The organism is Streptomyces sp. NPDC044044, assembly GCF_056434405.1.
The window spans coordinates 616,580-642,297 of record NZ_JBWKFG010000004.1 but is presented as its reverse complement, the minus strand read 5'-3'; the positions used below and the strand labels follow the sequence as shown (position 1 = coordinate 642,297).

At 70.7% G+C, this 25,718-nt stretch carries 24 protein-coding genes and 2 tRNA genes; 8 read left to right on the top strand and 18 right to left on the bottom strand.

What is annotated here, in order from left to right; genetic code table 11:
* Positions 1-80 precede the first annotated feature (80 nt).
* The 3 genes from AC07AG_RS18485 (at position 81) to AC07AG_RS18475 (ending at position 2,415) form a co-directional block, all read left to right on the top strand.
* Positions 81-1,382 carry a sensor histidine kinase gene (locus AC07AG_RS18485; RefSeq protein WP_478756108.1) on the top strand — a complete coding sequence of 434 codons (1,302 nt, stop codon included), beginning with the start codon at positions 81-83 and terminating at the stop codon, positions 1,380-1,382.
* Positions 1,343-2,020 carry a response regulator gene (locus AC07AG_RS18480; RefSeq protein ID WP_478756107.1) on the top strand — a complete coding sequence of 226 codons (678 nt, stop codon included), beginning with the start codon at positions 1,343-1,345 and terminating at the stop codon, positions 2,018-2,020. The genes AC07AG_RS18485 and AC07AG_RS18480 overlap by 40 nt, the downstream gene beginning before the upstream one ends.
* A 113-nt stretch (positions 2,021-2,133) precedes the next feature.
* Positions 2,134-2,415, top strand: coding sequence for a hypothetical protein (locus AC07AG_RS18475; protein WP_361047002.1), 282 nt, complete (start codon positions 2,134-2,136; stop codon positions 2,413-2,415).
* Here AC07AG_RS18475 and AC07AG_RS18470 read toward each other — a convergent pair.
* The 12 genes from AC07AG_RS18470 to ehuB all read right to left on the bottom strand — a co-directional run bounded on the left by AC07AG_RS18470 (position 2,390) and on the right by ehuB (position 13,800).
* Entirely contained in the window at positions 2,390-4,579 is a 2,190-nt protein-coding gene (locus tag AC07AG_RS18470; RefSeq protein WP_478756106.1) for an MMPL family transporter, read from the bottom strand. The two genes, AC07AG_RS18475 and AC07AG_RS18470, sit on opposite strands and share 26 nt — an antisense overlap.
* Positions 4,580-4,823: 244 nt before the next feature.
* The gene (locus AC07AG_RS18465) at positions 4,824-5,495 is read right to left on the bottom strand and encodes a response regulator (protein ID WP_478756105.1); all 672 of its coding nucleotides are present in this window, start codon (positions 5,493-5,495) and stop codon (positions 4,824-4,826) included.
* A complete protein-coding gene (locus AC07AG_RS18460; protein WP_478756104.1) occupies positions 5,428-6,669 on the bottom strand; it encodes a sensor histidine kinase in 1,242 nt (413 codons plus the stop codon). Before AC07AG_RS18460 ends, AC07AG_RS18465 begins: the two co-directional genes overlap by 68 nt.
* 190 nt (positions 6,670-6,859) lie before the next feature.
* Entirely contained in the window at positions 6,860-7,504 is a 645-nt protein-coding gene (locus tag AC07AG_RS18455) for a response regulator transcription factor (protein WP_478756103.1), read from the bottom strand.
* Positions 7,456-8,628, bottom strand: a complete 1,173-nt coding sequence (locus AC07AG_RS18450; protein ID WP_478756102.1) for a sensor histidine kinase — start codon at positions 8,626-8,628, stop codon at positions 7,456-7,458. The genes AC07AG_RS18455 and AC07AG_RS18450 overlap by 49 nt, the downstream gene beginning before the upstream one ends.
* A 29-nt stretch (positions 8,629-8,657) precedes the next feature.
* Positions 8,658-9,332 carry a DedA family protein gene (locus tag AC07AG_RS18445; RefSeq protein ID WP_478756101.1) on the bottom strand — a complete coding sequence of 225 codons (675 nt, stop codon included), beginning with the start codon at positions 9,330-9,332 and terminating at the stop codon, positions 8,658-8,660.
* Positions 9,333-9,573: 241 nt separating this feature from the next.
* Positions 9,574-9,647 (bottom strand) — tRNA-Lys (locus AC07AG_RS18440).
* A gap of 49 nt (positions 9,648-9,696) precedes the next feature.
* Complete coding sequence (locus AC07AG_RS18435) at positions 9,697-10,455, bottom strand: IclR family transcriptional regulator (RefSeq protein WP_478756100.1); 759 nt, start codon at positions 10,453-10,455, stop codon at positions 9,697-9,699.
* 187 nt (positions 10,456-10,642) lie between these two features.
* On the bottom strand, positions 10,643-11,413 hold the full coding sequence (gene ehuA, locus AC07AG_RS18430) for an ectoine/hydroxyectoine ABC transporter ATP-binding protein EhuA (protein ID WP_478756316.1): 771 nt from the start codon (positions 11,411-11,413) through the stop codon (positions 10,643-10,645).
* A gap of 31 nt (positions 11,414-11,444) precedes the next feature.
* Complete coding sequence (gene ehuD / locus AC07AG_RS18425; RefSeq protein ID WP_249593012.1) at positions 11,445-12,062, bottom strand: ectoine/hydroxyectoine ABC transporter permease subunit EhuD; 618 nt, start codon at positions 12,060-12,062, stop codon at positions 11,445-11,447.
* A gap of 44 nt (positions 12,063-12,106) precedes the next feature.
* Positions 12,107-12,853 (bottom strand): ectoine/hydroxyectoine ABC transporter permease subunit EhuC, encoded by a 747-nt coding sequence (gene ehuC / locus AC07AG_RS18420; protein WP_478756099.1) that lies wholly within the window; start codon positions 12,851-12,853, stop codon positions 12,107-12,109.
* A complete protein-coding gene (gene ehuB / locus AC07AG_RS18415) occupies positions 12,850-13,800 on the bottom strand; it encodes an ectoine/hydroxyectoine ABC transporter substrate-binding protein EhuB (RefSeq protein ID WP_478756098.1) in 951 nt (316 codons plus the stop codon). Before ehuB ends, ehuC begins: the two co-directional genes overlap by 4 nt.
* Positions 13,801-13,897: 97 nt before the next feature.
* Here ehuB and AC07AG_RS18410 point away from each other — a divergent pair, with 97 nt between their 5' ends.
* A complete protein-coding gene (locus tag AC07AG_RS18410) occupies positions 13,898-14,398 on the top strand; it encodes a DUF3830 family protein (protein ID WP_249589757.1) in 501 nt (166 codons plus the stop codon).
* A 25-nt stretch (positions 14,399-14,423) separates the two neighbouring features.
* Here the strand turns inward: AC07AG_RS18410 and AC07AG_RS18405 are convergent, their stop codons facing one another.
* Entirely contained in the window at positions 14,424-15,827 is a 1,404-nt protein-coding gene (locus AC07AG_RS18405; RefSeq protein ID WP_478756097.1) for an amidase, read from the bottom strand.
* A gap of 82 nt (positions 15,828-15,909) precedes the next feature.
* Positions 15,910-16,866, bottom strand: coding sequence for a D-2-hydroxyacid dehydrogenase (locus tag AC07AG_RS18400; RefSeq protein WP_478756096.1), 957 nt, complete (start codon positions 16,864-16,866; stop codon positions 15,910-15,912).
* Positions 16,867-17,209: 343 nt separating this feature from the next.
* Here AC07AG_RS18400 and AC07AG_RS18395 point away from each other — a divergent pair, with 343 nt between their 5' ends.
* The 3 genes from AC07AG_RS18395 to AC07AG_RS18385 all read left to right on the top strand — a co-directional run bounded on the left by AC07AG_RS18395 (position 17,210) and on the right by AC07AG_RS18385 (position 20,835).
* A complete protein-coding gene (locus AC07AG_RS18395; protein ID WP_478756095.1) occupies positions 17,210-18,046 on the top strand; it encodes a maleate cis-trans isomerase family protein in 837 nt (278 codons plus the stop codon).
* 12 nt (positions 18,047-18,058) lie between these two features.
* The gene (locus tag AC07AG_RS18390; RefSeq protein WP_478756094.1) at positions 18,059-18,796 is read left to right on the top strand and encodes a maleate cis-trans isomerase family protein; all 738 of its coding nucleotides are present in this window, start codon (positions 18,059-18,061) and stop codon (positions 18,794-18,796) included.
* Between the two features lie 941 nt (positions 18,797-19,737).
* Positions 19,738-20,835, top strand: a complete 1,098-nt coding sequence (locus AC07AG_RS18385; RefSeq protein WP_478756093.1) for an LLM class flavin-dependent oxidoreductase — start codon at positions 19,738-19,740, stop codon at positions 20,833-20,835.
* 3 nt (positions 20,836-20,838) lie between these two features.
* Here the strand turns inward: AC07AG_RS18385 and AC07AG_RS18380 are convergent, their stop codons facing one another.
* Complete coding sequence (locus AC07AG_RS18380) at positions 20,839-22,650, bottom strand: putative bifunctional diguanylate cyclase/phosphodiesterase (protein ID WP_478756092.1); 1,812 nt, start codon at positions 22,648-22,650, stop codon at positions 20,839-20,841.
* Between the two features lie 327 nt (positions 22,651-22,977).
* On the opposite strand from AC07AG_RS18380, the gene AC07AG_RS18375 reads away from it, so the two are divergent.
* Positions 22,978-24,258, top strand: a complete 1,281-nt coding sequence (locus tag AC07AG_RS18375) for a M6 family metalloprotease domain-containing protein (protein WP_478756091.1) — start codon at positions 22,978-22,980, stop codon at positions 24,256-24,258.
* 89 nt (positions 24,259-24,347) lie between these two features.
* Here AC07AG_RS18375 and AC07AG_RS18370 read toward each other — a convergent pair.
* From AC07AG_RS18370 to AC07AG_RS18360, 3 genes are all read right to left on the bottom strand, one after another.
* Positions 24,348-24,421, bottom strand: a tRNA-Lys gene (locus AC07AG_RS18370).
* Complete coding sequence (locus AC07AG_RS18365; protein ID WP_478756090.1) at positions 24,412-25,044, bottom strand: bifunctional DNA primase/polymerase; 633 nt, start codon at positions 25,042-25,044, stop codon at positions 24,412-24,414. The genes AC07AG_RS18370 and AC07AG_RS18365 overlap by 10 nt, the downstream gene beginning before the upstream one ends.
* Positions 25,045-25,349: 305 nt before the next feature.
* Positions 25,350-25,715 (bottom strand): hypothetical protein, encoded by a 366-nt coding sequence (locus AC07AG_RS18360; protein WP_249589766.1) that lies wholly within the window; start codon positions 25,713-25,715, stop codon positions 25,350-25,352.
* Positions 25,716-25,718: the final 3 nt, after the last annotated feature.

Sequence of the window (25,718 nt, the reverse complement as noted above, 5' to 3'; positions counted from 1 at the left end):
ATTGCCCCGCGTCCGACCCGTGCCGAACAGGCCTTTCCCGGGCACGGCCCCGCCCCGCCCCCCCCGCATACCGTGGCCCCATGGCCAGGGAGAGCGTAAGAGTGGCGTTGGGGCGGCGTGGCTATCTGGGGAGCAGTGCGCCCGGCAGGGCTGTGGCGTACCTCGTCGGGGGTGTGCTGCTCGGCGTGTTCGTTCTCGTGGGTGGGCTGGCCGTAGCCGTCCTCGGCGGGGTGCTCGTCGTCGTACTCGTCGGGATTCCCCTCCTCGGTCTTCTCGCCTTCGCCGGCATCCCCGTCGCCGCCCTCGAACGCCGCCGCCTCACCCTCATCGACCCCGCACCCCCCGCTCCCACCCCCCACCGGACCCCCGAAGTCCCCGGCATCCCCGCCTGGTTCACGCTGCGCGTCAAGGAGCAGGCCACCTGGCGCGAGCTCGCGTACACCGTGCTCCTCGCCCTCGTCCTGTGGCCCCTCGACCTCCTCGTGCTCACCTGCACCCTCGGCGCCCCCGCCCTCCTCATCGGCGCCCCGGCCCAACTCGCCCTAGACGGAGGCGAGATCCGCGCCGCCAAGCTCTGGCTCGTCAGCGACTATCCGCACGCCTTCGCCACCGCCCTCATCGGCGTGGCCCTGCTCGCCCCGCTCCTCTATCCCCTCGGCGCCTACGCCACCGCCCGAGCCGCCCTCGCCCGCCTCCTCCTCGCCCCGCGCGAGGCCGAGCTGACCACCCAGCTGGCAGAAGTGACCCGCTCCCGGGCCCGCCTGGTCGACGCCTTCGAAGCCGAACGGCGGCGGATCGAGCGTGACCTGCACGACGGGGCCCAGCAGCGCCTGGTCGCGCTGACCATGACCCTGGGCCTCGCCCGGCTCGACGTCACCCCCGGCAGCCCCCTCGCCGCCCAGCTCGCCACCGCCCACGACGAGGCCGGGAACGTGCTGACCGAACTGCGCGAGCTCATCCGGGGCATCCACCCCCAGGTCCTGGTCGACTACGGTCTCGCCGCCGCCGTCGAGGACGCGGCCGAACGCTCCCCGATTCCCGTCGACACCGACCTGGACGGCCTGCCCCGCCTCCCCGAACCCGTCGAATCCGCCGGGTACTTCACCATCCGCGAGGCCCTCACCAACATCGCCCGCCACAGCGAAGCCCCCCGCGCGCACATCACCGCCCGCCATGAGCACGAAACCCTCCGCATCGACGTGCGCGACAACGGCAAGGGCGGCGCCGATCCTGCCCGCGGCACCGGCCTCACCGGCCTGGCGGACCGCATCGCGGTGCTCGATGGCACACTGACGGTCGCCAGCCCGCCGGGCGGTCCGACCGTCCTGTCCGTGGAGATCCCGTGCCGATCCCAGCACTCCCAAGCCCTCACCACCGACTGAGGATCGTCGTCGCCGAGGACAGCGTGCTGCTCCGCGAAGGGCTCGTCGGCCTGCTCACCCGCTTCGGCCACGAGGTGCCCGCCGCGCTCGGTGACGCGGAGGGGCTGCGCGCCGCCGTCGATGAGCATGAACCGGACCTCGTCCTCACCGACGTACGCATGCCGCCCACCTTCCAGGACGAAGGCCTGCGCGCCGCCCTCGCCCTGCGTGCCGAACGGCCCGCGCTCCCGGTCCTCGTGCTCAGCCAGTACGTGCAGCGTTCGTACGCCGCCGAGCTCCTGGACACCGGCGAAGGCACCGGCGTCGGCTATCTGCTCAAGGACCGGGTGGGCCAGGTCGAGCAGTTCGCCGACGCGGTGACACAGGTGGCGGCGGGCGGCACGGTCGTGGACCCGGAAGTCGTACGGCAGTTGCTCAGGCGCCGCCGCGACCCCCTCGAACAGCTCACGCCGCGCGAGCGCGAGGTGCTCGGCCTGGTGGCCGAGGGCAGGTCGAACGCGTCGATCGCCGCCGAACTCGTCGTCAGCGAGGCCGCGGTGGGCAAGCACATCGGCAACATCCTGGGAAAGCTCGACCTGCCGCCTGCGGACGGCACCCACCGCAGGGTGCTCGCCGTACTGGCGTACCTGCGGGCCTGAGTCCGGACGGACCGCACAGTCCACAGAGTCCGCGCAGTCCGAACAGCCCGGACAGCCCGAACAGCCCGGAAAGCGTGCACTGGCCACCGGTCTGTCGATTACGATCCTGAACCATGAGCACGTCAGACCAGATACGGGCAGGCCTCACGCCACGCCAGGCCCGGCGCATACGGATCGCCGCGGCCTCGGTGCTGATGGCCGCGGCGGCCGTAGTGCTCGCCGTACGCCTGGCGAGCCGGTCGTCCGTCCTGGTCGTGGGGGTGTACGGGCTGCTGCTCGTCCTCTGCGGCCTGGTGATCGAGCTCAGCAGGCGGGGACGGACCCGGCTCGGCAGCTATCTCCTCGCCGTCGGCCTGGTGGCCGCGCTGCTCATGGACTGGGTGGTGCTTGCCTGACCGGCACGGGAGCGGCGGACGGCGCCTCGCGCAGCCCGTACCGCTGATGGATCCTCCGCAGCGGCGCCGGCGCCCACCAGGCACGGCGGCCGAGCAGCGTCATCGTCGCCGGGACGAGGAACATCCGGACCACGGTCGCGTCGATGAGCACCGCGAGCGTCAGACCGAGCCCGATCTGCAGGATCGGTGAGAAACCACCGGTCATGAAGCCGCCGAAGACGATCGCGAGCAGCAGCGCCGCACAGCTGACGACACGGCCCGAGCGGCGCAGCCCTTCGACGGTGGCGGCCCGGTGGTCGCCGGTCTCCAGCCACGCCTCCCGCATCCGGGACAGGATGAACAGCTCGTAGTCCATGGCGAGTCCGAACGCGATCGCGATGATCAGCGGCGGCGCGGTCAGGCTCAGCGCACCGAGTCCCTCACCGCCGAGCAGCCCGGCGGCATGCCCGTCCTGGAACACCCACACCACGACGCCGAGCGAGGCGCCCAGGCTGAGCAGGGTGGTGGCGAGCGTACGCAGCGGGAGCAGCAGTGAGCCGGTGAAGGCGAAGAGCAGGGCGAACAGGGCGACCAGGACGGTGAGTACGGCCCAGGGCGCGCGCTCGGCGAGCATCGAACGGAAGTCGACGAGGCTCGCGGCGTTGCCGGTGACCCGGACGGGCTCGTCGCCGCGCAGGTCGCGCACCTGCTCCACGAGCCGGGTGGCGGTGGGGCCGTCGACGGAACCGGTCGGCGTCAGTTCGAGCAGGACCGTGCCGTCGGAGAGCCGCTCGCTGTCGGCCGACCTGATCCCGGGCAGGGCCCGGATCCTGTCCTCGCAGTCGGGTTCGGCGCCGGGCCCGATGAGCACCTGGACCGGGTCGGTGTCCGTCCCCGCCGGATAGTGCTCGCGCACGGAGTCGTACAGCTGCCGCGCCTCGGTGTCGTGCGGGAGCTGCCGGGCGTCCCCGATGTTGATGCGCATCCCGAAGGCGGGCAGCGCGAGGAAGGTGAGCACGGCGACGGCGGTGCCCGCCACGGCCAGGGGGCGCCGGGCGGAGAACAGGGCGAGGCGGGCGAAGAAGGCGCCGGGTTCGGGGGCGGGTGCGCCACTGGCCGCCCTTCCTCGACGCCACATTCCCTTCCGCGTAGGGGACTTCGCTCCCGAGGGTGCGATCTTGCCGCCGAACAGGGCGAGCAGCGCCGGAAGGAGTGTCAGCGCCGCCAGCATGTCGACGACGACCACCGCACCGGCCGCAAGGCCCATGCTGCGCAGGAACGGGCTGGGGAACCAGACGAGCCCCGACAGGCTGATGGCCACCGTCAGGCCGGAGAAGAGGACGGTGCGTCCCGCGTGGGCGACGGTCGCGTGCACGGCCTGCGCCACGTCCCGCGTCTTCCCCCGCTCCTGCGTCTTCCCTCGCTCCTCGCGGAAGCGGATCACCATCAGGAGCGCGTAGTCGACGGCGAGACCGAGGCCGAGCATGGTGACGATCTGGACGGCGTAGACGGAGATCTCGGTGAACTGGCTGAAGCCGTAGAGGGTCAGGAAGGCACCGGCCACGCCGCTCACGGTGACCAGGAGGGGGAGCCCGGCGGCCCGCAGCCCGCCGAAGATGAGCAGGAGGACGATCAGCACGGCGGGCAGGGTGATCAACTCGGCCTGTGCTACGTCCTCTTGAGCCCTGCCGCCCATCTGCTCGCCGAGCAGCGGACCGCCGCTCACCGCCACGTCACCGGCGGTGATCTCACGCAGGCGGTCGGCCGCGTCGCCGACGGCCTCCTCCTCGGCGTCGTCGTCGAGGCCGCCCTTGAGGACGACGGGGACGAGCAGGGCCTTGCCGTCCTGGGCGACCAGGCCTCGGGTGGTGTACGGATCGGGCACCTGGGCGATGCCCGGCTGCCTGCGTACGTCGGCCACGGCGTCGCCCACCTGCGCGCGGACCTGTGGGGATTCGACGGTCGGACCCGACACGACGGCGCTGAAGTCCTCGCCGTCCCGGGTCAGTTCGGCCAGGCGTTCCTCGGTGACGACGGACTCGCTGCCGGGGACGTCCTCGACGGACGAGGTCAGGTCGCCGAAGACCCGGGTGCCGAAGCCGAGACCCAGGACGAGGAGAAGAAGCCAGATGAGGACGACGGTTCGGGGGCGTCGGGTCGCTGTGCGGGCGAGGGCGGCCAACATGGCTCTGCCTCCTCCATGGACGGGGGCCGGGTCGCCCTCAGATTCGCCCTCCGCCGCGTGCGGCGGATCGCCGTGGCGGGCGGTCTTGCCGCCTCCCCCGTGCGGGGTAGGTCTCCGCCGGGCGGGGGAGACGACGCCAGGTCGGTGCGGCCTTAGCTCCCCGGAACCACGAGCCCCGTCTCGTACGGCGCAGAGGCTCTAGTCCCCCGGAACCACGAGCCCCGTCTCGTACGGCGCAGAGGCCCTAGCCCCCCGGAACCACGAGCCCCGTCTCGTACGCGCAGATCACCGCCTGCACCCGGTCCCGTAGCCCCAGCTTCGACAGGACGTTGCTGACATGGGTCTTCACGGTGTGGTCACTGACCACGAACGACGCCGCGATCTCCGCGTTCGAAAGCCCCCGGGCCAGCAGCCGCAGCGTCTCCTCCTCACGGGCGGTGAGCACCGCGAGGCGTTCGGCGGGCGACACGGCGGGCGCGTCGGACTCCGTGCGGCGGCGCCGGACCACGTCCGCCACCAGGCGGCGCGTCACCGTGGGCGCGAGCAGGGAGTCCCCGGCCGCCACGACCCGCACCGCGTGCACCAGGTCGTCCCTGCGGACGTCCTTGAGCAGGAAGCCGCTCGCTCCCGCGTACAGCGCCTCGTACACGTACTCGTCGAGGTCGAAGGTGGTCAGCATGACGACCCGGCAGCTGGACTGCGCGCACACCTGGCGGGCCGCCTCGATGCCGTCCATCCCCGGCATGCGGATGTCAAGCAGGATGACGTCCGGGGCGTGCAGGCGCACCGCCGCCACCGCCTCGGCGCCGTCACCCGCCTCCGCCACCACCTCGATGTCGGGCTGTGCCTCAAGGATCATGGAGAAGCCGCTGCGTACCAGCTCCTGATCGTCGGCGACCGCCACCCGGATGCTCATCCCCCAAGAATGCCGTGGGCAGCCGTACGGCGACACGGAATCCACCATCGGGTCCGTTCCCGGCCTCGGCGGTGCCACCGCAGGCGGCGGCGCGCTCCTGGATGCCGACCAGGCCGTGCCCCGCGCCCTGTGCGGGGGAGAGCCCGGCTCCGTCGTCCTGGATCCGCAGCCTCAACTCATCTGCGTACCAGGTCAGTTGAATGGTCGCCGTGGCCGCTCCCGCGTGCTTGACGCAGTTGGTCAGCGCCTCCTGGACGATGCGGTACGCGGCCACCTCGACGTCGGGCGGGAGCGGACGGGGGGCTCCCTCTTCCGTCAACTCCACGCGCAGGCCCGTCTGTTCGACCAGTGAGGCCAGCTCCGGGAGCGCCGCGAGCGTCGGCTGCGGGACCCGTCCGGCGTCCGGCGCCGACGGCTCTCTCAGGACGCCCAGGATCCGCCGCAACTGCACCATCGCGTCGCGCCCCGCGCCGGCGATCGCTTCGAACGCCCCCACCGCACGGTCCGGATCACTGCGGACGACCACGGGCCCCGCCTCGGCCTGGACCACCATCAGGCTCACCGCGTGGGCGAGGATGTCGTGCATGTCGCGGGCGATCCTGGACCGCTCCTGGCCGACCGCACGCGCCGTCTCGGTGGCGCGCTCCCGCTCCAGGCGCCGCGCCCGGTCCTCCAGGGCCGCGGTGTACGCGCGCTGCACGCGGGCGAAGGCACCCAGGGCGTACGCGCTGATGAGGCTGAGCAGGTGGAAGGGGTACTCGTACGGCTCGGAGTGTTCCTTGAAGGCCATGGTGACGGCGGCCCCCGTCAACCACCCGGCGAGCATGACGCGCCGTTTCAGCGGCGTGCTCAGGGCGGCCACGGTGTAGAGGGCGACCATGCCGCCGATGCAGACGTCGGGCGGCGGCCGGTGGTAGAGCGCCATGGCGGGCGTGAAGACGGCGATCACGGCGGCACAGCCGAAGGGCGCGCGGCGCCGCCAGATCAGCGGCGCCGCGGTCCCGGCGCCGAGGACGAACCCGGCCGCGCTCAGCGGGTCGCCGCCCTCGTCGGGGAAGAGGAACTGGAGCGAGACGGCGAAGAGCACCAGGGCGGCGAGCGCGGTGTCCACGACGTAGGGGTGGGTGGTGCGGGTGGTGCGCAACCGGGACAGGGCGAGGAAGGGACGTTGCATCGGCGGGCTCCTCGGGGCAGGAGGCCGTGCCAGTATCGCGGCGGCCCGACGGCGCTGTCCTCACCGGTGCGGGGGATATGTGCGGGGCGAAGCCGTGTGCTGCCGTGGCGCGAACTGCGCGTACTGAGACTGGTGTTGAGACAGCGGGCGGTCCGGCGGTCCGGCGGCTCGGTGCCGGAGCCTGTCGCCGTCAGGACTCCAGGTACCGCAGCACCGCGAGCACCCGGCGGCTGTAGCCGGTGGTGCGCGAGAGGTCGAGCTTGTCGAAGATCGCGTTGAGGTTCTTCTCGACCGAGCTCAGCGAGATGTGCAGCTTCTGCGCGATGGCCGCGTTGGTGTGGCCCTGCGCAAGCACCTCGATGACGCTGCGCTCGCGGGGCGTGAGGCGGGAGAGCGGGTCGGTGTGCGTGGTGCGGATGACCAACTGCCGTACGATTTCAGGGTCGATGGCGGCCCCGCCCGCGTGGATCCGCTCCAGTGAGTCGAGGAACTCGTCGACCTGCGCGACACGGTCCTTGAGGAGATAGCCGACCCGCTCGACGCTCGAAGTGAGCAGCTGCGCCGCGTAGTTGCTCTCCACGTGCTGGGAGAGCACGAGCACGCCGACCCCGGGCCAGCGCTCGCGGATCTCCACCGCGGCGCGCAGCCCCTCGTCGCTGTGGGTCGGTGGCATCCGGATGTCGGTGACCACGATGTCCGGTGTCTGCGCCTCCACCTCACGCAGCAGCGATACGGCGTCACCCACCCCGGCGACGACCTCGTGCCCCTCCTCGGCGAGCAGCCGGATCAGCCCTTCTCGCAGCAGGGTCGAGTCCTCGGCGAGAATGACGCGCACGGCAGCTCCGCGGTGATGGTGGTGGGACCCCCGGAGGGGCTGTGGACGTCCAGTCTGCCGTCGAGCGCGGCCACCCGGACGTGCAGTCCGGTCAGACCGCTGCCCGCCGGGTCGGCGCCGCCGATGCCGCTGTCGCGGACCAGGACGGCGAGGAACGTGTCGTACGCCGTGACGCTGACGAAGATGTCATCGGCGGACGCGTGCTTGGCCGCGTTGGTCACGGCCTCGGACACGACGAAGTAGGCGGCCGTCTCGATGGCCGCGGGCAGCGGCTCGGGAACGTCGTACTCGATCCTCATCGGGATGCCGCACCGCTCGCGGACCCCGCCGAGCGCCTCCTGCAGACCGAGGTTGTCCAGAGCCGACGGATAGACGCGCCAGGCCACTTCACGCAGTTCGGTGAGGACTTCCCGGGACTCCTTGTGCGCCTGCTCCAGGAGGGCGTCCGACTGTTCCGGCGTCTTGCCGCGGCGGGCACGGCCGAGCAGCATGGCCAGCGCCACGAGCCGCTGCTGGACGCCGTCGTGCAGATCGCGCTCGACGCGCCGCCGCTCCGCGTCCACCGCCTGGACCACCGCGGCGCGGCTTGCGGCCAGTTCGTCGATGCGCCGCTCGAGGAGCTCACGCTCGGAGGGCCCGAAGCACGCGCGGGCCAGGCGTGTGTCCAGGGCGGCCAGCGAGCGCAGGCCCTGCACGTCGAGGAAGAGCAGGACGCCGCCGAGCACCACCTGGGTCAGCAGCTCCCGCCAGGTCAGCGTGGACCGTGCGACGCCCGCGGCGAGCAGCCCGGCCAGGACGACCCCGAAGAGGAGCAGCCCGACCACGATGCTGCACAGCAGCCCGGCGTACGTACGGGCCGCGAGGTAGCGCAGCACCTGCTGGTCGGAGGCGTGGTGCTCCGGGAACCTGTCGTGGAAGAAGACCGAGCGCCTCGCGCGTTCGAGGGCGGTGAGCCTGCGGGCCCCCGAGGCGAGCAGGGCGTGGGCCCGGCCGCGGGTGCGCGGCCACAGCAGGAAGGCGCCGAGCAGGGCGCCGGCCAGGATGAAGTACAGCAGGCCCAGGAGGGCGGTGAAGCAGCTGAGCAGCACGCCGGTGACCCTGAGGAGGCGCTGTGCCGGCTTCACCGCTGGGTCCCCCTCCACGCCTGCCGACACTAGCGATGCCGCCCTGACGGGGCAAGATCGCCCGACCGCCTCCTGGACCGGACGCGCCTGATCACGTAGAGGGCGGTGGCGACGAGGACCAGGACGAGGACGGCCTTGGACAGGAATCCGACGTAGGTCTCCACGGCGTCCCACTGGTCGCCCAGCCAGTACCCCGCCATCACGAGGACCGAGTTCCAGACCAGGCTGCCGAGGGTGGTCAGGGACAGGAAGACCGGCAGCGGCATGCGCTCCACACCGGCCGGGACCGAGATGAGGCTGCGGAAGATCGGCACCATGCGGCCGATGAGGACGGCCTTGGTGCCGTGCTTGGCGAACCATCGCTCGGTGCGCTCCAGGTCGGAGCCCTTGACCAGCGGCAGCTTGGCCCAGATGGCGTGCATGCGCTCACGGCCGAACAGCACGCCGATCCAGTACAGGACGGCGGCGCCGACCACCGAGCCGAGCGTGGTCCAGAACAGCGCGGACGCCAGGCTGATCACGCCCTGCCCGGCGGCGAAGCCGGTCAGCGGCAGGATCACCTCGCTGGGCAGCGGAGGGAAGAGGTTCTCCAGGGCGATGGCGAGACCGGCTCCCGGGCCGCCCATGGTGTCCACGAGGTCGGCCGCCCAGCCCGCTATGCCGCCCGCGGGTTCCTGGGGCAGGGCGAGGGTCACGAGGTCCATGCGGTGTCTCCAAGCTGGCGGGGCGGCGGCTGCGGCACAGCCGCCGGGCTTCCTCAGCAACGCTAGAAACCGTGGGGCGGCGGCGGTATGCGGGTTGCCGTCGGTCAGGGTGGGGTTTTCCGCAGGTTTCCGCGGCTGCCGCGGGTTTCCGAAGGATTACGCGGCTTCCGCAGGCTTCCGGGAAACGCGAAAGGGCTTCTCGGAAAACCGAGAAGCCCCAGGTCAGCGACCTAATCGCTAGTGCGCCGCCAGGGACTCGAACCCCGGACCCGCTGATTAAGAGTCAGCTGCTCTAACCAACTGAGCTAGCGGCGCCTGCTGACTCAAAAATAATACCTGGTCCCGGAGGGTGCTCAGGACCGCCCTAGATCGCCAGCGAGAGCAGCACCGGCGCCGCCCCGCGATTGAGCGTCTCGGCCGCTTCCCGCAGCCGGTGCGCGTGCTCCACCGGCAGGGACAGTGCGAGGCAGCCCACCGCGGAGCCCGCGGTGATGGGGACGGCGGCGCAGACCGTGCCCACGGCGTACTCCTGGAGGTCGAGGACCGGGACCGTGGCGGGCTGGGCCGCGAGGTGGCTCAGGAGGACCCGCTCGTTCGTGATCGTCCGCGAGGTGAGGCGGGCCATCTTGTGGCGGGAGAGGTGGTCCCTGCGGCCGTTCAGGTCGAGCTGGGTCAGCAGGCTCTTGCCGACCGCGCTGGCGTGCGCGGAGGAGCGGAAGTCCACCCACTCGTTGACCTTCGGGGTGCGGGGGCCGTCCGCGCAGTCGGTGATCTTGATTTCGCCGTCTTCGTACCGGCTGATGTAGACGGCCGCGCCGATCGAGTCGCGCAGCCCGTCGAGCGTCACCTTGAGCTTGTCCCGCAGCGTCTGGTCGCGGCGCTGGGCCGAGCCGAGGCGGGCGAGGGATTCGCCGGTGACGTACGCGCCGTCGGCGATCTGCTCGATGTATGCCTCGCGGCGCAGCATGCGCAGCAGGGCGGCCAGCTGGGGGGCGGTCAGTTTGATCTGCCGGGCGAGCTCGGCTTCGGTCACACCGGTGTTGTGCCTGGCGACGATTTCGAGCACCCGCAGGGCGCTCTGTACCGAGTGCTGCGGCGTGGTCGGCTCATGCTTCAGCGCCACGGCTTCCCCCTGCGTGGAACGGTTCCGGACAGCTGGGCTCGTCCCACGATAGCCGCCAAGGGCCCCATATGGAGCTGCTGTTGACGAGATTGGTGGCGCGCCCCGGCCCTGTCAGCAGGAACGCGCCACCCTGGCATATGCCAGTGTCACCACCCAAGGCCATGGCCTGGCTGATTGCGGTGCGCGGTCACAGGACCGCGCTGAGGAACTCCCGGGTCCGCTCGTGTTCCGGCTCGGTGAAGATCTTCTCCGGGGTCCCGGACTCGATGACCCGGCCCGAGTCGAACATCAGGACCTGGTCCGAGATGTCACGGGCGAAGTTCATCTCGTGGGTCACGCAGAGCATCGTGATGTCCGTGGTGTGCGCGATGTCCCGCAGGACGTCGAGGACGCCCGCCACCAGCTCGGGGTCGAGCGCGGACGTGACCTCGTCAAGGAGCAGCACCTGCGGGCGCATGGCGAGGGCGCGTGCGATGGCGACGCGCTGCTGCTGGCCGCCGGAGAGCTGGTTGGGGTACTTGTCGATGTGCTCGGTGAGACCGACCAGTTCGAGCAGCTCGCGGGCCCGCTGCTCGGCCTCGTCCTTGGACAGGCCGAGGACGGTGACCGGGGCCTCCGTGATGTTGCGCAGGACCTTCATGTTCGGGAAGAGGTTGAACTGCTGGAACACCATCCCGATGTTCTTGCGGACCTCGCGGATGTACTTCTCGCCCGCCGGCACGAGCTTGCCGTTCTTCTCCTCGTGCGTGAGGTAGCGCCCGCCGACCTTGATGGTGCCCTCCTCGGGCTTCATCAGAGTCATGAGCAGCCGCAGGATCGTGGTCTTGCCGGATCCCGACGGGCCGATCAGCGTGACGTGCTTGCCCGAGTCCACGGAGAAGTCGAGCTCGTCCAGAACGGTGTTCGAGCCGAACCTCTTGGTGACCTTGTCGAAGCGGATCAGCTCGCTGCCGTCCACCGCCGGATTGGTCGTTTCCTTGGGGGTGCTTTCAGACGACAAGACGACGCTCCAGAGCTCGGAGGAGGAGGGAGGACGGGTAGGCGATGACGATGAAGGCGATACCGACGACGGTCAGGGCCTCGGTGTACTGGAACGTCTCCGCCGCCTGGAGGCGCGAGCGCTGCAGCAGTTCGAGGACGCCGATGCTGGCGAGCAGAGGGGTGTCCTTCAGCATCGCGATGACGTAGTTGCCCAGCGCGGGGATCACACGCCGGATGGCCTGCGGCAGGATCACCGCGGTCCACGTGTGGCGGTAGGGCAGGCTCAGCGCCGTGGCCGCCTCCCACTGCCCCTCGGGCACGGCCTCGATGCCCGCGCGGTAGACCTGCGCGGTGTACGTCGAGTAGTGCAGGCCGATCGCGATGGTGCCGGTCGTCAGCGCGGAGAACTGGATGCCCCAGTCCGGCAGCACGAAGAAGAAGAAGAACAGCTGCACGAGCAGCGGGGTGTTGCGGATGAACTCGGTGACGATGCCGACCGGCCAGCGCACGAAACGGCTCGGCGCGCGGAACAGGAGCGCCCACACCAGGCCGAGCGAGAACGAGATCAGCGAGCCGAGTGCGAGCACCTGCAGGGTGACCAGGACACCGTCCCAGAAGTGCGGCATGAAGTCGGAGACCGCACCCCAGTCCCACTTGTCGGTTCCGTTGTTCACGCGCCACCGCCCCCTGAGCTCTTCGGGATCTGAGAAGTCGCCAGCTGCTGGCGGAAGTTGAGCTTGCCCATCAGGCCGCCGCGCGGCTCGGGGCTCTGTCCGATCCCGGCCTTGGTCTTACGCTCCAGCGAACGCATCCCGCGGGTCAGCAGGAACGCGATCACGAAGTAGATGACCAGGGTGATCGTGTAGATCTCGGCGCTCTCCGTGGTCGCGAGGCGCACCAGGTTCGCGGCGAAGGACACGTCGCCGATGCCGAGCAGCGAGACCAGGGCGGTGCCCTTGAGGAGCTCGACCAGCAGGTTCGAGAACGGCGGGATCATCTCCGGGATGGCCTGCGGCAACAGGATCAGCCGCATCCGCTGCCACGGGCTGAAGCTCAACGCGACCCCCGCCTCGCGCTGTGCCGGTGTCACCGAATTGAGCGAGCCACGCACGATCTCGGCGCCGTACGCGCCGTAGGAGAGTCCGAGGGCGAGCACGGCCGCCCACATCGGGACCAGGGCCCAGCCGATGAGCTGCGGCAGGACGAAGAAGATCCAGAACATCAGCACCAGCGAAGAGGTGCCGCGGAAGACCTCGGTGTAGAACCCGGCCAGGAAGCGCACGGTGCGCGACCGGTGGGTACGGGCCATGCCGATGCCGAAGGCGACGGCGGCCGCGAGGGCCGCGCTGTAGATCGTCAGCTGGATGGTGATCCAGATGCCGGGCAGAACCCAGTGTTCCCACAGTCCCGCTGTCATTTGCACAGCTCCTCTGCGGTCAGCGTGGTCATCTCGTCCTTGGTGAAGCCGAACGGCTTCAGGATGCGGAAGAGCTCGCCGCTCTTCTTCATCTTGTGGATCTCCACGTTGAAGGCGTCGCGCAGCTTCGTGTCGGTGGGCCGGAAGGTGAAGCCGCCGCCGTCGATCTGCTTCTCGCCGTCGACGATGGGGGCGAAGGCGTCGGTGGCCTCCGCCTTCGTGCTCTTGCGGACCACTTCACGGCCGGTCAGGGCGGTGCCCGCGAAGAAGTCGATGCGGCCGGACTCGACGGCGTTCATGCCCGCGACCGGGTCCGGGAAGATCGAGATGTCCCCCCGCTTGTAGCCCGCGGCGATCCCGTAGTCGATCTCCGCGTACGCGGGTCCCGTGCCCATCTTCGCCTTCGCCTTGAAGGCGTCCTGGTAGTTGAAGAGCTTCTTCGGGTTGCCCTTGCGGACGATGAAGGAGTCCAGCATCTGGTACTCGGGGTCGGAGAAGATGACCTGCTGACAGCGGTCCTTGTTGATGTACATCCCGGCCGAGACCACATCGAACTGCTGCGTGTTCAGGCCAGGGATGAGCGAGCCGAACTCGGTCGCCACAGGCTGCACCTTGGGGACACCCAGGCGCTCGAAGATCGTTTTCGCGAGCTTCACCGCCTCGCCGGTGAACGCCCCGTCCTCGTCGATGTATCCGTACGGCGCCTCTCCCGCGATCCCAAGCCGTACGGTCCCCTGCGACTTCAGGCGCGCCAGCGTGTCCCCCGTGGGGACCTTGCTGCAGCCCGCGGCGCCGAGCGCGCCCACCGCACCTACCGCGGCCGCGCCGAACAGGAGTGATCGTCGGCGGACCCCGGTGTTCCGGGGCACCGCACTCGGTCCCGTGCCGTGGGCACGGGCGCTCTCTGTCTCATTGCTCTCTGGGTCGTTCCAAAGTGGTGGAGCCATGGGCGCGCGGCTACCCGACTCGACGCAAGATATGCGGGCCAATTTCAGCCCCTGATGCAATCGTTGTGGTCTTGACCCAGGGAGGAGCATGGGACACATGGCAGACCGATTCATCGAAGTCTCCCTCGCCAAGCGGGGAGTTCAGTGCACGGCAAAGCTGCTCGACGACCGGGCCCCGTTGACCTGCGCGGCGGTGTGGGAGGCGCTTCCGCTCAGCGAGGACGTCTATCACGCGAAGTACGCCCGCAATGAGATCTACGCCCTCTTTCCGGCTTTCGCGGACCGCGAGCCGCCTCTGGAGAATCCGACAGTCACCCCCATTCCCGGCGACCTCTGCTATTTCTCCTTCAACGGGACGCAGCTGGGCACGCAGGCCTATGGGTACGAACCGGCCGCGGACGTCAAGGCGGGCGCCACGGTCGTGGACCTCGCCCTCTTCTACGAGCGCAACAACCTGCTGCTCAACGGAGACGTCGGCTGGGTTCCCGGCATCGTCTGGGGCCAGGTGGTCGAAGGCCTCGACCAGATGGCCGAGGCCTGCAACGACCTGTGGCGCGCGGGTGCGCAGGGCGAGACGCTGAATTTCCGCAGAGCGTAGGTCCCGCCCGCGGGTCCGCGCGGGTTCAGTCAGTGGCGGGCGGCGCGATCCTCGCGCCGCCCGCTTCGTACAGCGCGTGCGCGGCCCGCAGGACGAGCGCGTCGGCGTGTCGCGCCGCCACGATCTGCACACCGATGGGCAGCCCCTCCCGGTCCACCCCGCAGGGGACGGTCGCGGCCGGCTGCTGCGTCATGTTGAAGGGGTACGTGAACGGCGTCCACCCCGTCCACCGGCGATGGCCGGAACCTTTCGGTACCTCCGCTCCCGCCTCGAACGCGGTGATCGGCAACGTCGGTGTGATCAGGAGGTCGTACGTCTGGTGGAAGCGGCCCATGCGACGGCCGAGCTCCATGCGTACGTCAACTGCGGCAAGGTAGTCGAGCGCGCTGGACCGGGCGCCCTGCGCACAGATCTCCCGCAGCCCCGGGTCGAGCAACTCCCGCCGGTCGGGCGGCAGGTGTTGGATCACCCGGGCCGCGCCGCTGAACCACAGCGTGTGGAACGCCTCCACCGGATCCGTGAAGTCCGGGTCGGTCTCCTCCACGTACGCACCCTGCGCGGCAAGGGACTCCACCGCCTGCCGCACCGCGGCGGCGACCGCGGGCCGCACCGCGACCTGACCGCCGAGCGAGGGTGAGTAGGCGATGCGCAGACCGCGTACGCCGCCTTCGATACCCGCGCGGAAGCTGCCCGCCACCGGGCCGAGCTGTGACCAGTCGCGCCAGTCGGGGCCGCTGATGACGTCCATCAGGAGCGCCGCGTCCGCCGCGTCCCGTGTCATCGGACCGACGTGCGCCAGCGTGCCGAACGCGGACGCGGGATAGATCGGCACCCGTCCGTACGTCGGCTTCAGCGCGAAGATCCCGCAGAAGGAGCCCGGGATCCGCACCGAGCCGCCGCCGTCCGTGCCGAGGGAGACGGGCGCCGCGCCCAGCGCCACGGCGGCCGCGCTGCCGCCGCTGGAGCCGCCCGTGGTGCGCGAAGGGTCGTACGGATTGCGCGTGACCCCGCTCTGCGGGCTGTCCGTGACGCCCTTCCAGCCGAACTCGGGCGTCGTCGTCTTGCCGATGAACACCGCGCCGTGCTCGCGAAGGCGCGCCACCGACGGCGCGTCCTCCTCCCAACTCCCCGCCGCACGAACGGTTTTCGAGCCCCGCAGCGTCGGCCCGCCGCGCTGCAGCAGGATGTCCTTGACCGAGACCGGGACACCGTCGAGCAGCCCTCGCGGCTCACCGCGCCGCCACCGCTCGGCGCTCGACTCGGCCTGCGCGAGGGCCTCGTCGGCATCGATGCGCACGAAGGCGTTCACCGCGGGCTGCACTTCCTCGGCCCTGCGCAGGGCCGCCCGTGTCGCGTCGACCGGACTGAATTCGCCCTTGTGATAGGCGTCGACGAGTTGTACCGCGGTGAGATTCGTGAGCTCGGTCATGCACGCTCCTCAGGGGGGAGGGAAGTGGCTCGCCTCAAGGGGGTGGAGTGGCTCGGGGAGTGATCAGCGCTGCCCGGGTAGATCAATTCCCGGGTACATACCCACGTTTCTTGTCGACCACGTTGGACAGAGGCCTCCCGGCCGCCCACTCCTCGTACAACTCGACGAACTGGGTGCCCAGTTCGTCGCGCCAGCCGACCGTGTCGCCGCTCATGTGCGGGGAGACGATCAGCCCCGGCGCCGTCCACAGCGGGCTGTCCGCGGGCAGCGGCTCGTGCTCGAAGACGTCGAGCGCCGCGCCCGCGATCCACCGCTTCGACAGGGCGGCCGCGAGAGCGTCCTCCACGACGAGCGCGCCGCGCCCGATGTTGATGAAGCGCGCGGAGGGCTGCATCATCCCGAAGCGCCGCTCGTCGAACATGCCGCGCGTGTCGTCCGTGAGCGGCGCCGCGCACACCACCCAGTCGGCGCGCGCCATGAGCCGGTCGAGTTCGTCGGGACCGTGGACGCCCTGGCGGGCGCTGCGGCCCACCAGTGCCGTGATGATCCCGAGCCCCTTCAGCATGCGCACGATGGCGTGCCCGATCGGCCCCGAACCCACGACGCACGCGCGCGTGCGGGCGACCCGCTGGGTCTCGCGGTGCTGCCAGGTGCGCTCGCCCTGGAACTGGAGGGTGCGCGGCAGATCCTTGGCCATGGCGAGGACGAGGGCGGCCACGTACTCGGCGATGGGCTGGTCGAAGACGCCGCGGGCGTTCGTGACCAGCGTGTCGGAGGCGGCGAGCTCGGGGCACATGAGGCGGTCGACGCCCGCGCTCGCGGTGTGCACCCAGCGGGGCCTTCGCCCCTCGCCGGGCCAGGCGAGGCGCACCGCGTCCGAGAGGAAGTCCCACACCAGGAGCACATCGGCCTGGGGGAGTTGGGCCGCCAGGGTGTCCGCGTCCGCGTGCAGGATCCGGGCGCGTCCCGTGAGGCTGCCGAGGCGGGGCGGCGGGGCGGGGGACGGGGCGTCGAGGACCAGAACGGTTGTATCGGGCATCGGATCAGACATCCGATCAGGCGTTGGATCAGACATTGATTCGGACATCGAGGAGAAACCGTTTCGCAATGAGAGTCCGCTTCCCTGAGATTCGTGTCGGCCAGAGCCGTCTGAGATGCGCGGATTGACCACGCTCGCACCTGAAACTACCTTCGTCAACAGAGGTGCTCTATCACAAGCACCCCACGACTGAGTACTCTCCGTACGAGGCCGTAGCACTCTCTGTAGCGCTTTCTTGGCGCCTTCTGCCCCGTCCCGACGTCCCGGCGCGTCGCCGGCTACGCATCTCCCGGCCCCCGGCCGGTCCCTCCATTGCACGCACGCACGAACTTGGGGCCTGCTCATGGACGTCTCTTTCCTCGGCGGACCACACCCTCAACGCGGTGTAGGTGTCGTCGCTCCTTTTGACTTCGCCCTCGACCGAGAGCTCTGGCGCTGGGTGCCGGACGAGGTCTCCCTTCACCTGACACGGACTCCGTACGTGCCCGTCGAGGTAAGCCTTGACCTGGCACGACTCGTCAGCGAGCACGAAACGCTGGCCGAGGCGGTGCGCGCGCTGAGCGCCGCCGAGCCCGAAGTTCTGGCGTACGCCTGTACGTCGGGCAGCTTCGTCGGCGGCATCGCGGGCGAGCGCGCGATGTGCGAGGCCATGCACCGCGAAGGCGCGGTCTCCGCCGTCACCACGTCGGGCGCGCTGCTCGAGGCGCTCGAAGATCTGGGCGCGCGGCGCATCGCGCTCGTCACGCCCTACACCTGGTCGGTGACGCAGTCGCTGGAGGAGTATCTGGCCGAATCCGGTGTGTCGGTCACCGGTCGCGCCTATCTGGGCCTGACCCGGCACATCTGGAAGGTGCCGTACAAGGACGTGGCGGACATGGCGCGGCGGGCGGTGCTCGGCGGGGCCGACGCGCTCTTCATCAGCTGCACCAACCTCGCGACGTACGACGTCATTCCGCAGCTGGAGGCCGAGCTGCGGATGCCGGTGATCTCCGCGAACCAGGTGACGATGTGGTCCGCCCTGCGCCGTCTGGGTACCCATGCCGTAGGGCCCTACCAGGCGCTGATCAATCCGAGTGCCAGGCCGGGCGCGGGCCCGGTCACCGGGCCGGGCGAGCTGCCCGGTGTGGTACCGCTCGATCCGCCCCAGGGCCTGCCCGAAGGACCACCACCGCTGCCTTGAAGGAGGCTGGAAGTGACCGCACTTGGTTTCCTCTATCCGGGTCACTCGGCTGAGGACGACTACCCGCGCATGGAGCAGATGCTGGGGAGTGACGTCCGGCTGCAGGTCGTCCACACCGACATCGGCGAGGACGCGCACCGGGTCGACGCGCTCCTGGAGATGGGATCGGCGAAACGGCTCGCCGCCGGGGTCGAGGAGTTGCGTCTGGCCGGGGCGGAGGCGGTGGTGTGGGCCTGCACCAGCGCGAGCTTCGTCTTCGGCTGGGAGGGCGCGCACGACCAGGTTCGCACCCTGGCCCGGACGGCGGGCCTGCCGGCGTCCAGTACGTCCTTCGCGTTCGCTCACGCGGTACGTGAGGTGGGCGCGGGGCGGGTCGCTGTGGCGGCGACGTACCCGGAGGACGTCGCTTCCCTCTTCGCCTCGTTCCTCAAGGCGTCCGGCGCGGAGGTCGTGTCGACGCGGGGGAGCGGGATCATCACGGCGGCGGAGGTGGGTACGTGGGGCTGGGAGGAGGTCAGGGCCATGGCCCACGCGGGCGACCACCCCGACGCGGAGGCGATCCTGCTCCCTGACACGGCTCTGCACACGGCGGCGTACGTCCAGGACCTGGAGCGGGACCTGGGCAAGCCGATCCTGACGGCGAACCAGGTGACGGTCTGGGAGGCACTACGCCTGGCGGCCCGCCGCGTGAACGCGCCGTCGCTGGGGGCGCTGTTCACGAAGGAGCCGGTGGTGCAGGTTCGGGAGTAGGTGCGGCTGGGCGGGGGCGGGCGCGGCTGCGGGCGTCGTGGATGCGGGCTGCAGTGCTGCTCCGTCTTGGGGGAGGGGCCGTCTGCGGGTGCGTGGGGGCTGCTGCGGTGCTGCTCCGTCTTGTGGGCGGGGCCGTGCCGGTATGTCCGTCCTCGCTATCGTCCGGTGGCCGCGTTGCTACTTCGCCACCGGAGCGCGGGGAGCCGTGCTCCGGGCGGACATACCGGCCCGTCCCCTCGGGTGTGCTGCCGTCTGCGGGTGCACTCGTGCTGCGGGGCTGGTCCGTCCTTGTGGGCGGGGCCGTGCCGGTATGTCCGTCCTCGCTATCGTCCGGTGGCCGTGGGGCTACTTCGCTGCTGGAGCGCAGGGAACCGTGCTCCGGGCGGACATACCGGCCCGTCCCCTCAGGAGCGCTGCCGACTGCGGGCGCGTGAGGGCGGATCGCCCCCACCTCCTCCTGCCGCTGTTGCACGTGCTCTGCACCGACCCCGACTGCTGCCCCGCTGTGGTGCGTGTCTCCGGCCCCGGCTGCTGGTCCCGCCCAACCCTGCTGTCGTACGTGCGCCCGCCCAACCCTGCTGTCATACGTGCGCCCGCCCACCCCCGCTGCTGTTCGCGATCCCCCGCTCATCCCGGCTGCTCTTCGCATTCCCCGCCCGCCCCTACCCCCACCCCGCATCTACTCCGACCCCGCCCACCCCGGTCAGTCAAAGCGCCCCCACCCGCCCCTGTCACCGCGGGGCAATCGGGCGGGTGGGAAAGGCTTGTTCGTGTGGGGTGTTTGCGGGGTGATCGGGCGGGTGGGAGGGAGAGGTTTGGGCGGTTGCGGGAAGCACGGGGTGAGGAGGCGGGTGGGTGGGAATAAAGCGGAGTGCCCCTCCTGTTGGCCCTGCGGAGCAGGAAATACCGCACAAGCACCGCGCAGCAGGAGGCAGCACCCCGTGACAGTGGACCCGAGCGACGACATCCGCGGCGAGCGGCACGGCAGCGCGCCGGTCCCGCTCTCCGTACTGGACCTGGTGACCGTGGGCGCGGGGCGCACCGCCACCGACGCCCTGAAGAAGAGCGTGGACATCGCCAAGCTGGCCGAAGGGCGCGGATACCACCGCTACTGGGTGGCCGAGCACCACTCCATGCCGGGAGTGGCCTCCTCCTCACCCGCGGTCATCCTCGCCCACCTCGCCGCCCACACCGACCGCATCCGGCTGGGCTCCGGCGGCGTCATGCTGCCGAATCATGCTCCTCTCGTCATCGCGGAGCAGTTCGGGACGCTTGAGGCGATGGCTCCGGGCCGTGTCGACCTGGGGCTCGGGCGTGCGCCGGGCACGGACGGCGCGACCGCCGCCGCCCTGCGCAGGACGGACCGCCTCAACGAAGGCGCCGACGACTTCCCTCAGCAGCTCGCCGAGCTGACACGTTTTCTCGATGACGATTTTCCCGACGGCCACCCGTACAGCCGTATCCACGCCGTCCCCGGCCCGATCCAGGCCACCTCGCCCGGCGGCGTCCAGTCCCCGCACCGCCCGCCCCTGTGGCTGCTCGGCTCCTCCGGGTTCAGCGCCCGCCTCGCCGGAGTCCTCGGTCTGCCCTTCGCCTTCGCGCACCACTTCTCCGCGCAGAACACGATCCCGGCGCTCGACCTCTACCGCGAGTCGTTCAAGCCCTCCGCCGTCCTCGACGCCCCGTACGCCCTCATCGGTGTGTCCGCCCTGGCCACCGAAGACGAGAAGGAAGCCCGGCGGCAGGTTCTTGCCGCCGCCCTGAACATGGTCCGGCTGCGCACCGGGAAGCCGGGGCTCGTCCCGACTCCGGAAGAGGCCGAGGCGTACGAATTCAGTGACATGGAGCGGGAGTTCGTCAACAGCTGGAACTCCAACGTCATTTACGGCACCGCCGACCAGGTCCGCACCGGCCTCGACGACCTCGCCAAGCGCACCGGCGCCGACGAGCTGATGATCACGGCCAACGCGCACAGCGGTGATGTGCGGCTGCGCTCCTATGAGTTGATCGCCGACTCCTACGGGCTGCCGCGCGCGTAACCGTCAACCGGCAGCGAGCAGTGCGGAGATACGATCCGGCGCCACCGGGCGGGAGTACAGCCACCCCTGCCCGGTGTCGCACCCGATCCGCCGCAGCCGCGCGGCCTGGGACGTGGTCTCCACGCACTCCGCGGTGACGGTCAGGCCGAGCCGGTGGGCGAGTTGCACCAGGGCCTCGACGATGACCTCGTCGGCGGGGTTGATGTGCGCCTCGCCCGCCTCCGCGTCGTACTGGAAGCCTCGGACGAAGGATCCGTCCAGTTTGAGGACGGACACCGGAAGCCTGCTCAGGTACGCCAGGTTCGAGTAGCCCGTGCCGAAGTCGTCGATGGCGATGCGCACGCCCATGTCGCTGAGCGACTGCAGCGCCTGCAGCGGGCGGCCCGCCGAGCCCATCACCGCCGACTCCGTCAGCTCCAACTGGAGCAGTTCGGGGGAGAGTCCGGTCTCGGCGAGGATGTCCGCGACGTCGGCCACCAGGTCCGAGTCCCAGACCTGGCGCACCGCGACGTTGACGCTCACGAAGACCGGCGGCCGGCCGGGGTTCTCCAGCTGCCACTGCCGGGCTTGGCGGCACGCCGTCCGCAGCACCCAGCGGCCGAGCTGCACGATGGAGCCGTCCTCCTCCGCCAGTCCGATGAACCGATTCGGCGTCAGCAGGCCGAAGTGCGGATGCTGCCACCGCACCAGCGCCTCGACCCCGCGCACGCCACCGTCCTCAAGGCGCACCAACGGCTGGTAGTCCAGGACGAATTCACCGCGTTCGACGGCCGGGCGCAGTGAACTCGACAGCGACTGGCGGGTCATGCGGTGGGCGTTGCGCTCGGGGTCGAAGAGCGTCCAGCGGGCCTTGCCGTCCGACTTCGCCCAGTAGAGCGTCGTGTCGGCGGCCTGCATGAGGCAGGTCGTGGTGGTCCCCGCCGCGCGTCGCTCCACGACGCCGATCGACGCCGATACGGAGAGCCGCTGGCCGGAGAGGTCGAAAGGCTCCTGCAGCGCCTTGAGCGCCGCGTCGGCGAGGTCGGCCAGCTGGTCCGTGCCCGTCGAGTCCTCCACGAGCAGCGCGAACTCGTCGCCGCCGAGCCGCGCGACCAGCGGCGCGGCCGCCCTGCCCTGGCCGGCCTCGTCGGCGCACCGCGTGAGCCGTTCCGCGACGGCCGTGAGCAGCCGGTCGCCGACCCGGTGGCCCAGCGTGTCGTTGACCGCCTTGAACCCGTCGAGGTCCAGATAGCAGAGGCCGATCCGGCCGGTGCCCGTGTCGTCGTACGCACCCGCTTCGAGCGCGGCGGCGAGACGTTCGAAGAACAGGCTGCGGTTGGGCAGCCGTGTCACCGGGTCGTGCATCTGCAGATGCCGGAGCCGGGCCTGCAGCTCGCGGCGTGCGCTGATGTCGGTGGCGGCGAGCAGCACCGTGCGGTCGTGGGCGCCGGGCATCGGCGAGACGGTGATCTGCACCCACAGCGAGTGCCCGTCGGGGTGCTTCAGGCGCCGGGTGCAGCGCAGCTTCGCCTGGCGCCCGCGCAGCACCTCGCGGTACGCGTGCCAGGTGCGGGCGTCCGACGCCAGGTCCACCAGATCGGCGGCGAGGAGCCCCGTCAGCTCGCCGGGGGCCGCGCCGAGCAGCTCGGCGAGCGCGTCGTTGGCGTCGACGACGAGGCCTTCGCCGTCCACGACGCCGAGGGCGAGGGGGGCGGCGGCGAAAGCGGCCCGGTGATCGGGCAGCTGCCCCGGATTGCGACGCTCCGTAGTGGGCGCCCTGGCGAGGTCGGGTGCTGTGACCGCTGTGGGCGCTTGGCCTTCAGACGTTCCGTTCACCACTTGCTCCCGCAGTGCAGTTGTTCGGCGAGGCCGGGCCCGCGCAGGAAAGTGTGCCGATCATAGGGGCTGGCCCGATGGTGCATCCAGCCACAGCGCGGTGTCGCGTGGCGGCCTTGTGCGGCATAGGACAGGTGCATGCCCGGCATGGGTTTGGCATCCGGCCGACGGCAGATCGTTTCTGCTCAAGCCAGTACCGCTTCCTTTGCCCTTCAACCTTCCCGGCGACCACTTGTGACGTTCCGTGAGTAATCCGGGAGCCGCTCGTCACCCGACCGGGTCAGGCGAACAGGGCATATTTGAATAAATCAACACAGGGTGGGTGGGATGCCCCGTAATCCGCACCCGGAGGTCGACGTGCCGCGTCAGCTACCCCCCTGGGGACTCACCCGTGGAGGGGAGAGACCCCGGTTGCGCAGGGCGGCCGCCGCACTCACGTCCCTGACCGCACTCGCCGCCACGGGGCTCGTCGCGGGCCCCGCCATCGCCCAGAGCTCGGGGGTGCCCTGCGCGCTCCAGCGCACACCGGCGCATCACTCGGAGGGCCTGGACACCTGGAACGGCGCCTATCCGCGCCCGGACCGGGCCCTCGACGCGGTGATGGTCTTCCTCTCCTTCCCCGACTCCCCGCCCCTGAGCGCCCCCGAGGAACTGGCGGCGGACTACTTCCCCGCCACCAGCCAGTTCTTCGACCGCGCCTCGTACGGCAAGTTCGCGCTGCGCCCGCACCCGCAGCGCAAATGGGTCGAGATGCCGGACCACTCCACCTCGTACGCCATACAGCGCGACTGGAACCCGGCCCGGCGCAGCGCCTATCTGCGGGACGCGGTGGCAGCCGCCGATCCGCACGTCGACTTCTCGCGGTACGACGTCGTCTACTTCGTCGCCGACCCGGACGCGCCGGGCGTCGACTCGGACGCGACGAAGGTCGTCAACTTCGACCGTCCGATGCGGGCCGACGGCGCGGACATCAAGCGCATCGTCACGGTCTTCGAGCGCCATCCGCCGGACCGCAACGTCCTCGCCCACGAGACCGGCCACGTCTTCGACCTGCCCGACCTCTACCACCGGCCGACGGAGGGCAAGGGCGACTGGGACACGCACGTCGGCGACTGGGATGTCATGGGCAGCCAGTTCGGGCTCTCTCCCGATCTCTTCGGCTGGCACAAGTGGAAGCTCGGCTGGCTCGACGAGCGGCACGTGGTGTGTGTGGAGGGCGGGGCCCGGCGGCTGACCCTGGAGCCGCTGGCGGTGCGTCCCGCGCGCGGGGGCGTCGGCGGCACCAAGCTGGCGGTCGTCCGCACGGGCCGCGGCACCGCCATCGCCATCGAGGCGCGCAGCGCGGCGGGCAACGACCACGCGACCTGCAGCGAGGGGGTGCTCGCCTACCGCGTACGCAATGAGGCGCCGTCCGGCGGCGGCCCGGTGGAGGTCATCGACGCCCACCCGGATTCGGAGGCGTGCTGGGGCGAGTCGGTGTATCCGGCGCTCGCGGACGCGCCGGTGGGGGCGGGGGAGAGCTTCACGGTGCCGGACGAGGGCGTACGCATCGAGGTCGAGGGGCGTACGGCGACGGGGGCGTGGACGGTGAAGGTGTCGGTGGGGTGAGGCGGCGCCGCACCCGTGCTTCATGAGTGCTGATGAGTGCAGGACATGAAAGAAGCCCCTCGCTTCCGCGAGGGGCTTCTTTCTGTCTGTGCGCCGCCAGGGACTCGAACCCCGGACCCGCTGATTAAGAGTCAGCTGCTCTAACCAACTGAGCTAGCGGCGCCTGCTGACGTCGTAGACCTTAGCACTCTGATCGCCGCCAGGAAAAATCGATATACGGACCGCGGAGCCCGCCGCCGCACGGGCCGCGCGGACACAGGCCCAGAGCGCCACCTCGGGCCCCGGAAGCCAGGGATGCCGGGCGTCGGGGGCGACCAGCCAGCGTGATTCGAGGTGCCCTTCGAGGCGGCCGGGCCGCAGAGTGTCCCGGTGTTCCGGGGTGATCGGCGGCACGGTCACGGCGTCCCCCGTGCCGTGGCAGAGCACGCTCGGCACGGCGCTGCCCCACTCCTCCCACTCGAGGAGCGAGGGCAGCCGCTGGGCGGTGCCGGGGGCGGTGAAGAGGAGCATGCGGCCGCGGTGCGTCGCGACGGGGCCCGAGCCGGGGCCCTCGTCCCATAACTGGTCGAGCATCCGCCGGCCGAAGACCGCGGGGACGCTCACCACGTCGAACACGGAGCCGCAGGGGAGTACGGCAGGGGCGGTGGGCCGGCTGCGCCAGTGGGCGAGGGCGCTGCGCGGATACGTTTCCGCGGAGGCGAGCCAGGCGGCTCCCTCGGTGGTGACGTCGGAGATGTCCTGGACGTCGGCGGGGGCGGGATCCGGGTGGAGGCGCGTGCTGCTCATGGCAACTACATCTACCGGTAGTGAAGGTTCCATTTCTGAGAGTTGCCAGAAATGGCGGCAACAGGGGGCGGGAGGGAGTACCTTGCCCTCTCGGCATATGCCCCGTGATCTTTTGCGGGGCAGGTGGGGCAGGTGGGGCAGGTGGGGCAGGTGGGGCAGGTGGGGTAGGAGGGGCCGAGGTGCAGGAGGAGCAGGAGTGGCCTCGTGCGATGCCTCTCAGGCCTCAGGCCTCAGACCTCAGGCCTCAGACCTCAGGCCTCAGGCCTCAGGCCTCAGCCTCAGGCCTCAGCCTCAGGTCCCAGACCTCAGGCCTCCGGACCGCCGCCGCCCGCACCGGCCCCGCGCAGCAGATCCCGGCCGAACTCGACCATCTTCTTCGCGTAGTCCTCGGTCCACTGCGCGCGCTCGGCGATCGCCGCGGGCGTCAGCCGGTCGAAGCGCCGGGGGTCGGCCAGCTGGGCGGCCGCGATCGCCTGGAACTCCACCGCCCGGTCCGTCGCGGCGCGGAAGGCGTGGGTCAGCTCGGTGGCGCGGGCCAGGAGCTCCCGAGGGTCCTCCATCGACTCCAGGTCGAAGAAGTGCTCCGGGTCGGCGACGGCTTCCGCGGGCTCGAAGAGCAGGGGCGCGGGTCGCAGACGCTGCTCGGTCCGGGGCCGCTCGGGCTCCGCCATGGT

Coding starts and splice junctions, on each gene's coding strand:
- AC07AG_RS18365 (WP_478756090.1), bottom strand. CDS start 25,044: ATGAGCAGCACGCGCCTCCACCCGGATCCCGCCCCCGCCGACGTCCAG.
- AC07AG_RS18400 (WP_478756096.1), bottom strand. CDS start 16,866: ATGCCCGATACAACCGTTCTGGTCCTCGACGCCCCGTCCCCCGCCCCG.
- AC07AG_RS18405 (WP_478756097.1), bottom strand. CDS start 15,827: ATGACCGAGCTCACGAATCTCACCGCGGTACAACTCGTCGACGCCTAT.
- ehuD (WP_249593012.1), bottom strand. CDS start 12,062: ATGCCGCACTTCTGGGACGGTGTCCTGGTCACCCTGCAGGTGCTCGCA.
- AC07AG_RS18410 (WP_249589757.1), top strand. CDS start 13,898: ATGGCAGACCGATTCATCGAAGTCTCCCTCGCCAAGCGGGGAGTTCAG.
- AC07AG_RS18475 (WP_361047002.1), top strand. CDS start 2,134: ATGAGCACGTCAGACCAGATACGGGCAGGCCTCACGCCACGCCAGGCC.
- AC07AG_RS18465 (WP_478756105.1), bottom strand. CDS start 5,495: ATGAGCATCCGGGTGGCGGTCGCCGACGATCAGGAGCTGGTACGCAGC.
- AC07AG_RS18445 (WP_478756101.1), bottom strand. CDS start 9,332: ATGGACCTCGTGACCCTCGCCCTGCCCCAGGAACCCGCGGGCGGCATA.
- ehuB (WP_478756098.1), bottom strand. CDS start 13,800: ATGGCTCCACCACTTTGGAACGACCCAGAGAGCAATGAGACAGAGAGC.
- AC07AG_RS18375 (WP_478756091.1), top strand. CDS start 22,978: ATGCCCCGTAATCCGCACCCGGAGGTCGACGTGCCGCGTCAGCTACCC.
- ehuC (WP_478756099.1), bottom strand. CDS start 12,853: ATGACAGCGGGACTGTGGGAACACTGGGTTCTGCCCGGCATCTGGATC.
- AC07AG_RS18460 (WP_478756104.1), bottom strand. CDS start 6,669: ATGCAACGTCCCTTCCTCGCCCTGTCCCGGTTGCGCACCACCCGCACC.
- AC07AG_RS18360 (WP_249589766.1), bottom strand. CDS start 25,715: ATGGCGGAGCCCGAGCGGCCCCGGACCGAGCAGCGTCTGCGACCCGCG.
- AC07AG_RS18395 (WP_478756095.1), top strand. CDS start 17,210: ATGGACGTCTCTTTCCTCGGCGGACCACACCCTCAACGCGGTGTAGGT.
- AC07AG_RS18485 (WP_478756108.1), top strand. CDS start 81: ATGGCCAGGGAGAGCGTAAGAGTGGCGTTGGGGCGGCGTGGCTATCTG.
- AC07AG_RS18470 (WP_478756106.1), bottom strand. CDS start 4,579: ATGTTGGCCGCCCTCGCCCGCACAGCGACCCGACGCCCCCGAACCGTC.